The 6,874-nt window shown below is 63.1% G+C and carries 6 protein-coding genes; 4 read left to right on the top strand and 2 right to left on the bottom strand.

What is annotated here, in order from left to right:
- Nucleotides 1-327: 327 nt before the first annotated feature.
- From G3480_RS24485 to G3480_RS24500, 4 genes are all read left to right on the top strand, one after another.
- The gene (locus G3480_RS24485) at nucleotides 328-1,728 is read left to right on the top strand and encodes a hemolysin family protein (protein ID WP_164656850.1); all 1,401 of its coding nucleotides are present in this window, start codon (nucleotides 328-330) and stop codon (nucleotides 1,726-1,728) included.
- Nucleotides 1,728-2,987 carry a hemolysin family protein gene (locus G3480_RS24490; RefSeq protein WP_164656851.1) on the top strand — a complete coding sequence of 420 codons (1,260 nt, stop codon included), beginning with the start codon at nucleotides 1,728-1,730 and terminating at the stop codon, nucleotides 2,985-2,987. Before G3480_RS24485 ends, G3480_RS24490 begins: the two co-directional genes overlap by 1 nt.
- A gap of 111 nt (nucleotides 2,988-3,098) precedes the next feature.
- A complete protein-coding gene (locus G3480_RS24495) occupies nucleotides 3,099-4,760 on the top strand; it encodes a HAMP domain-containing protein (protein ID WP_164656852.1) in 1,662 nt (553 codons plus the stop codon).
- A gap of 358 nt (nucleotides 4,761-5,118) precedes the next feature.
- A complete protein-coding gene (locus G3480_RS24500; protein WP_164656853.1) occupies nucleotides 5,119-5,316 on the top strand; it encodes a hypothetical protein in 198 nt (65 codons plus the stop codon).
- 52 nt (nucleotides 5,317-5,368) lie between these two features.
- On the opposite strand, the gene G3480_RS24505 is transcribed toward G3480_RS24500, so the two are convergent.
- The gene (locus G3480_RS24505; protein ID WP_164656849.1) at nucleotides 5,369-5,641 is read right to left on the bottom strand and encodes a hypothetical protein; all 273 of its coding nucleotides are present in this window, start codon (nucleotides 5,639-5,641) and stop codon (nucleotides 5,369-5,371) included.
- Between the two features lie 141 nt (nucleotides 5,642-5,782).
- Entirely contained in the window at nucleotides 5,783-6,403 is a 621-nt protein-coding gene (locus G3480_RS24510; RefSeq protein WP_164656854.1) for an RNA recognition motif domain-containing protein, read from the bottom strand.
- Nucleotides 6,404-6,874 lie beyond the last annotated feature (471 nt).

Genomic DNA, 6,874 nt, shown 5'->3' on the forward strand with positions numbered 1-6,874 from the left:
CGGTCGGCGGCGAAGCCTCCCTAGGAGTTTCCAGACAGCCTCTTAGGCAAAGCGACGTGGGAGCGGCGCCACGCCGCGATCGCGCGCCCCTCGCGGCGGGGCGCCGCTCCCACCGAACGCGCGGATGATCGAGGCCGCATCCGCCGATGCGTCGCGATCCCGGCTTGTCGCTCTCAGCGCAGGGGGCTAGCATCCACCCTCGCGGACGGCACTGACTGTCCAGCCGAGTTCGGGCGTCACCTGGATCCCGCTCGGCGCGCCCTCGAGCTGGGCTTGTTTGGCCAGCCCGCACGATTTTGTTCAGAGAGATTCGCCAAGATGCTGGAGATGGATACCTGGAACTTGGAGCTGATCTTGCGCGGGATCCTACAGGCGCTCCTCTTGGGATCCTCGGCGGTCTTCTCCGGTTCAGAGACCGCGCTCTTCTCGCTGAGCCGCATCGATCTCCAGCAGCTGCGCTATCGTCGCGATCCGCACTCCGAGGGCATCCACGCCATGCTCGATGAGCCGCGCCGGCTCATCATCTCCATCCTCTGCGGCAACGAGCTGGTGAACATCGCCTCCACCGCTAATATGACCGGCATCCTGCTCATCCTCTTCGGTCAGGACGCCGGTTGGATCAACATCCTGGTCATGGTGCCCCTGCTGCTGCTGGTCGGCGAGGTCACGCCCAAGACCATTGCGGTCAACCATCCGCTCGGCTTCGCCCGCCATGTGAGCGCACGCATCCTGCCGCGCTGGATCGTCCTGGTGACGCCGCTGCGCGAGGCCGTGCGCCAGGTCGCGGACCGGGTGACGACCCTCTTGGTGGGCGAGGCGGTCGCGCGCGCGAACCTGCTGCGCGCGGACGAGTTGAAGAGTCTTCTCGAGGAGGGTGAGGAGACCGGCATCATAGACGCGACCGAGCGCGTTCTCATCGACAATCTGCTCGAGGCCGCAGAGACCGACATCCTGCACATCATGACGCCTGGCCCGAGGCTGTGCCTGCTGGATGCCGAGCAGCCGCTGCCGGATCTGATTCGGCGCTTCCGCGCCTATCAGCACCCGCGCGTGCCGGTGTATTCGGGGCATTGGGACAATGTGGTGGGCTTCGTCCACTCCGAGGATGTGCTTCGCATCGTGCGCGGCGGTGCGGACCTGGAGGAGCTGTCGCTGCAGGCCATTCTCAGGCCCGCGCACTTCCTGCCGCCGACGGTCAAGGTCGACGAACTCTTTCACTTCTTCCAGGAGCACAAGACCCGGGCTTGCATCGTGCTTGGCGAGTTCGGGGAAGTGCTGGGTATCGTGACCATGAAGGACGTACTGTCCTTCATCTTCGGCGAGTTGACGACCAGCGTCCGCGGCCGAGACGAATGCGAGCGCGACGGCGACGCGCACATCGTGCCCGGTTGGATGCGCCTCTTGGATTTCTACACGGTGACCAACATCGATCTGGATGATCCGGTGATGACCACGGTCGGCGGCCTGGTCTTCCGCTTGTTCGGGCGGCTGCCCGAGGTCGGCGCGTCCGTCGACTTCGAGGGCTACCGCTTCCAGGTGTTGGGCATCGACGGTTTGCGGATCAATCGCGTGCGCGTGAGCCGCTTTGATACCCCTGGCACCCCTGAAACCGAGGTAGAGGTTGAGCCGAGCGCAGATGTTTCCAAGGATGCGCCGCCCGAGCCGCCAGAACCGGAGGCGAAGCCGAGTCTTGCCGCTGAAGGATTGACCGAAGTGGAGAACCTCTGATGGACTGGCCGATCGCACTGCTTGTCATGCTGTTCTTTCTGCTCCTGAAGGGCTTCTTCTCGGGCTCCGAGATCGCCATCGTCAATTCCGACAAGCTCAAGCTGCGCCACCATGCGAAGCAGGGTGATCGGCGCGCGGCGCTGCTGCTCAAGATGTTTCGCAAGCCGGACGTCGTTCTCGGCACCACGCTCGTGGGGACGAACCTGGCGACCGTCATCATCTCCACCCTGGGGGCCTTGATCTGCATTCAGGCCTTCGGTGAGTCGGGTGCTCTCATTTCGGTGCTCATCCTCACACCCTTCCTGCTGATCTTCGGCGAGGTGGTTCCCAAGAGCGTCTTCCAGCAGAAGGCGGACACCATCGCGCCCAATGTCAGCGGGCTGCTGCGATTCTTCTCCTACCTCTTCTACCCGGTCATCTTCATCTTCAGCCGCGTGGCGCGCTTTGCGACGCGGCTGGTCGGCGGCGCCTCGACGCGTCAGAACCTCTTCATCACGCGCGAGGAACTGCGCGCGCTGCTGGACGACGGGGAGTCCACGGGCGGCGTCGGCACCGTGGATCGTCAGAGCATTCGACGCATCATCCGCTTCGCCGATACCACGGTTGGGCAGGCCATGATTCCCTTGCCGGATGTGGTCGGGATCAACGAGATGCGCAGCACCGCGGATGCGGTGATGCTGGTCATGAAGCACGGCTACAATCGGCTTCCCGTGTATCGCGGCAATATCACCAACCTGAAGGGCGTGTTGACGCTCAGCACCTGGGATTTGCTCGATGAGAGCATCGATGAGCGGCCGATCACGGATTTCATCCATCCACCCCTTTATCTCAGTCCGAATCAGACCATCGACCAGACCTTGCCGTTGTTACAGGAGCGCGAGGATCACATGGCCATCGTCGTCGATGAGTTCGGCTCGGGCGTGGGCATCATCACCATGGAAGACGTCTTCGAGGAGGTCGTCGGCGATATCGATGTCGGCTACGATTTCGACGAGTATCGTCCCAAGCGTCAATACTTCATCGAAAGCAGCGGCGCGACCGCCTACCGCACGGCGGGGCGCACACCGCTGTCCGAACTCAATGATGTCCTCCATATCAAGCTGCCCTTGACCGAGGCGCATACCATCGGCGGCTTCGTGACGGCGCGCCTGCGGCGGCTTGCCCATGAGGGCGATCAGATCGAGGAAGAGGGCTATCGGTTCATCGTCGAGCAGGCGAACGATAAAACGGTGCAGCGGGTTCGGGCCGAGCAGATCTGAGCAAGGCGAGCGCATTCGGCACTTCACGACGCTCGGCCCATGAGGCTCCGTTGAGCCTCTGCACAAGGGTTTTCACAGCGGACTCGCGGCCACAACCGCGGGGGAGGGGGCGTGAGCAAGCTGGCAACACGACTGACCATCGGCGAGAAAATCGGCTTGGGCTTCGGCTTGGTTGGCCTGATCCTGCTCGCTGTCATCTGGAATTACGATCTGACCCTCGGCCGAGTCCTCCAGGACTACGGCCGATTGCAGGATGTCGACGGGGCGCGTCAGATCCATGCGTTCGAGATCGAGCGGCGGCTGGTTGCCGCCCGGGGCGCGGAGGAGCGGTTCCTGATGAGCCGGGATCTGGCGCTTGCCGACCAGGTCCGCGGCGAGGTTGCGGCGCTCGAAGCCGAGGTCGACCGGCTTGCCGCGCTTGACCCGGATGCGCTCGGCACCACCGACGCCTTGCATGCACAATCGCAGCGCTTTCTCGCCCGCTTCGAGGCCATTGTCGAGGCCTGGCGGGTCCGCGGGCTGGACGAAGACTCAGGGCTTCAAGGCGCCTTTCGCGAGCGCGCGCATGAACTCGAGGACCTGGCGGGCCACTATGACGTGGATCGGCCCTATCGGCTCTTGCTGCAGATTCGACGGCGGGAGAAGGACCTGGGGCTCAGGCGCGACCCCGCCTATCAGGCGCAAGTGCACCAACTGATCGCGGCACTGAAATCGGCCGTCGCCGCATCCGAGCTGTCGCCGCCGATCAAGGCCCAACTCGACGAGGAGATCGCCACCTACCGCAAGGCACTGGATGACTACGCCGGCGTGGTGCTGGCCAACCGCGACATCGACGGCGGCAAGGGGCCATTTCGCGACACGGCCCACCGCATCGAGGCGATTCTCGATGCTCACCTTATCCCCGACATGAAGGTCCAGATCCTGCAGCTGCGCAGGCGCGAGAAGGATTATCTGCTGCGCCGGGATGCCGAGTACGTCGCCATGGTGGATCGCATTGCCGCGGACATCCGCAGCCAGGTGCGTGCCTCGGGCATCGCGGATGACGAGAAGGATCGGCTCGATGCCTTACTCGCCGCCTATGAGCGCGATTTTCACGCGCTCGTGGAACAAGATGCGCGTATCGCCTCACTCATGCAGCAGATGGACGAGGCCGTCGCGAGCATCACGCCCTTGGCGCAGGAGAACCTGCGGCAGGCGAGGGCGCGGATGCAGGAGATGAGCGCGCGGATCGATGCGACCTCGGCGGAGAAGGCGCGCCTCAGTCTGGGCGTGGCGGCCGCCGCGCTCGCGCTGGGTGCCATCCTCGCGCTTGTCATCACCAGGCGTATCGTGCGGCCGGTGCGAGACATGGCTGGGCTCTTGGATCGGCTGACGCATGAAAACCCGACCGAGCGCATCGCGACGGACCCCAAAGGTCGCGACGAGATCAATGCCATGGCCATCTCCCTCAACACCATGGCCGACCACAAGGCGACCTTCTTCCACTGGTGGCGCAGTTCCATGCAGGAAGCCATCGCGCTGCGCGATTTGAGCGCCGGCAGCGGGCTGGACGAGCGCGACGAAGCCACCGAGGAGCTGCGTCTCGCGGCCATGTCCAAGCTGCAGCAGTTGAACAGCATCAAGGGCAGGATCCAGCGCGATGCTGGTCGCGTGCGCGAGATCGGTGAGCGCATCCAGACCGACCCCTCGAGCGCGCGCGCGGAAGACGGGGCCGCGTTGGTGAGCACTGCCACCGACATCGGCACCATGCTGACCGTGATCGACGATCAGTGATGCGCGCGGGCCAGCGACGGCTCGTCGCTGCTGGCTCCCACGCTCCAGCGTGGGGAGCAAGGGCGGGCGCTCTGCGCCCCGTGGGAGCCCGCTCAGCCGAGCCAACCGGTGCTGACCGTGTCTAGTGTAGGGTCAGGTCTCGCGTTGTTGCACACCTTGGCGTCAAGCTCGGCAGTCTACGTGGGTGCGGCCATCACTGATGCGCGCCGGCCAGCAACGGTCGGGTGGGCGGACGTTAGGAGGCCCAACGTGCGCCTTTCGCCGCTGGCTCCCACGCTCCGGAGCGTGGGAGCCAGCGCGAAACATTTTGATGTTTGGAATGTCGGTTCGACCATCGTTTTGAAGGAGATCGACCCCTGTGAGCTGGATTGACTATGCTGGGCTTTGGATGATCTTTGGCTTGATCAACTACGCGATCAAGCTGATCAAGTTCAACAAAGACTGGCGGAAGGAGGGGAAAGGCGTCTTTTTTGTGGCGGTACTGCTGGCAGCCTTGGTATTTGGCCCCATCGGTTTACTTTCGACCCTCATCACCTCCAGAGGCAAGCCTCTTTAAGGTGAGACAAGTCGCCCTAGCCCTTGAGGCCCGAATCTGGCGGCTGGGCGGCTCAGGATCTTTCTCGACAGGCCTTCTTGATGTCGTCCAAGAGGCCGCGATAGGCGCGCAGCAGCTTGTGGGGCTTGTCCTTGTGCTTCTGCGTGAGGTCTTCGAAGCGTTGCTCGAAGGCCTTGGCGACCTTCTTCTCGCCGTCGCCGCACTTCGCCAGCTTGCCGAGTCGCTTCTTATGAAGTGCCTCGATCAGTTCGACGTCACGCCTCGCGAAATAGATGTCTTCCTCCGCCATCTCACGCAGGCGGAGTTTCTCCGGGAACAGGGTCATCGGCTCCACTCCTCGAGTCTGCGGTTCTCGAGTCAGCGCTTCTCGTGATCATTCGAGGCTGTCGCGTGGCAGCCGTCGGCGCTGACTGCGTTCAAGGCATGCCCATGGATGCGGAGTGCGCAAGCGAAGCCCCGAGCCTGATCAATTCCATCCGGTTGCGGCGGGCTTAGCCGCAGCCGGAGCCCGACGCTGCGTCTTGCTGCTGCTGGTTGCTTTCCACCCGATGGTATTGCGCACATTGAACTCTTCGGCACAGACCTCGGCAAAGGCGGTCACTTCCTCCAGTGTTCCCTGGCGATAGCCGACGATGCGCGCCTTCCCGCTCGCGAGGACGTAGCGAAACCAAGTCTCCCCAGGCGTGCTCGCCGGCATGTCCGCAGCTTCTATCGACAAGAGTTCATAGGTACAGCGATTCAAGCTGCCATCCGATTGGCTGCTCGCAGCATCCGTTTGGGTCGCGGGCTGGATCTGTGGCTCTGCCGTCGCCGAACCCGCCGCGACCTGGCTCAGATGAATGATCGACCCATTGAGCAGTTGTCCATCCAGGCCGGCAATGGCGCTGGCGACAGCCTCTTTCGGCAGATCGATATAGCAAACCCGTTGAAATCGAAATGAGGGGTCGCCCGCGAGCAGGCGCACATGATGCACAGATCCGTAGTCAGCGAAGAGCCGTTCGATCTCGGTCTCGCTCGTTCCGTCAGGGAGATGCGTCACACGAATGGTCGAAGTCTGATCCTTCGTCGTCGGGGGCATTGAGATCATGGATCGCGTCCTATCCAAGGTGGTCATGAGAGAGACGGGGGCGGAACTCTTGCCTCGGACTTGAGGAATGGGCGGCAAGATTCACAATGATCAGCATTAGTTTGGGGCGAAAATGAAGACTGCTAGTGCTGCGGCTCGATTGCAGCAGCGCGCCTGCGGTCGCGAGTGCCCCGCGCCAGCAGACAGGAGGACGCTCTGTTGCGAGGCGCTAGACAATGGACGGCGTCTGAGGAAGCGCTCAGCAATTGTTTCCCGATGCGAGCGATGCCGCCCGAAATCCCCCCTAGCCCCCCTTTGCGAAAGGGGGGGAAGTTGTTGATGGACACTTTTAGCCCCCTTTGCGAAAGGGGCGAAGCTGTTGATGGACACTTTTAGACCCCCTTTGCGAAAGGGGGGCGTCGATCATCGTTTCGGCCAATCGTCTTCTGTAGGGTGGACAAGCGCAGCGCAGTCCACCAACGCCGACGCGGG

This window comes from Thiorhodococcus mannitoliphagus (assembly GCF_010915725.1).
GTDB lineage: Bacteria > Pseudomonadota > Gammaproteobacteria > Chromatiales > Chromatiaceae > Thiorhodococcus > Thiorhodococcus mannitoliphagus.